The 1,450-nt window shown below is 63.0% G+C and carries 1 protein-coding gene; it reads right to left on the minus strand.

The window, feature by feature from the left end:
• The coding region (locus tag GY769_11500) for a hypothetical protein (protein MCP4202546.1) at window positions 1-1,290 on the minus strand (1,290 nt) is incomplete at its 3' end.
• Window positions 1,291-1,450 lie beyond the last annotated feature (160 nt).

The following is a 1,450-nucleotide window of genomic DNA, read 5'->3' on the forward strand; positions in this document are numbered from 1 at the left end:
CAGGAGATCGCTCGGCGACGACAACCTGCCCTCTCGGAGAGCGAGCTCGCCGGCGTCGAGCTTCAGAATTCGGCCGCTGGTCTCGCTGGCCATCAGCCGGTAATTTTCGAGCAGCCGGCAGTGCTCGCGGTGCTCGGGCGGCAACTTCGCGACGCGCCACGCGTCGTGACCTCGGTGGGCGCGCATCACGACTCCGTCTTCCGAGATCGCGTAGTTGAAGAAAGTCGGGTCGATCTCCTGTGCCACCCGCGCTTCGCCGATCAGGACGTGGACGCCGTGCGCGAGCAGAGAGGTCAAGTCTCGGGTCAGGTTCGAGAGCTGCTCTTCCTCGTAGTCGCACGCTTGCACGGAATCGAGCAGAATGAGCCGGTGAAAGCTCGTCCCGCGGTAGAGCCGCCCGGCGTTGCGCGACAGCCGCAGGATCCGCACCCGATCGTCGTCCTCTACCCAAACCGCCCGGCGGCCGTTCGCCTCCGCGAACCCCGAGTCGGAGAAGCAGAACGAACCGGGCGTTCCGCGAGCTTCCAGGCTGGCCTTGATCAGCAGCGCCTCGTTCTGGAACGAGCGCCTCTTGAGCTCCTCCACGAGGTGCCGGAAGTCTTCCACCCCGTCGTAGTCGTACTCTTCCCACGCCCGTTCCCTGAGGAGGCCCAGTTGAGCAAGGTAGACTTCGAAGATCTTCCGATGAAACGGGCGGTCACAAAACCGCAGGTAGCGGCCGAGGTAGGCGAGGCCGGCGTCGATCCTGTCGAGGATTCGGTGAAGCGGCATGGAGCCTGCCGCCACCGGCAGGGGAGAGTCCGCGGCGAAATGGCGCCGGAAGTACTCACCGGGTTCCAGGAGGTCCTCCTCGGCACTCTCGAGATACAAGCGGTAACCGACCAGAAAACGGATGGCGTGACTGCGCCAGGCATCCCTCTGCTGGTCGTCGTCCGGCCACTGCCGCACGGCGAGTGCCACCTCCACGATCGACACCAGCGAGTCCTCGTGAGGCCAGCACCGCAACCTGACGAGATTGCGCAGGCTACGCCAGAAGCTGTCGAAGGGAAGAGTCTTACCCGCCGTGTTGACGTAAAGCCCGTCGCCGGGGACTTTCGTGAAGACGCCATCGAGAGGACGGTGAGAAGACGGAGTGAAGAGGTTCCTCTTGAGCAGAGCCGGCGCCCGCCTCTTCCATTCCTCCTGTCGGATGGCGGCGTAGCTGTTGCCGATCATCCCGAACTGTTTCAGCAGAAAAAAAACCCCCCGTGCAAGGTAGCAACGCTTGATCTCGCTCTCCGTCGGACGCATTTCCCTCTCTATAGATAGCTACGCACAACGCACGTCAAGGTTCTAAGAGTCCGAATGCCGTCAGGTTGTCCTTGATCGATTTTTCGAGCGGCCTCGGCCGCGGCACGCCACAATGTCTCGGGGATGATGAAGTCGCCTCTGGCTTCGAGCTGTCGCCGAA

The sequence above is a fragment of the bacterium genome, from assembly GCA_024224155.1.
Classification (GTDB): domain Bacteria; phylum Acidobacteriota; class Thermoanaerobaculia; order Multivoradales; family JAHEKO01; genus CALZIK01.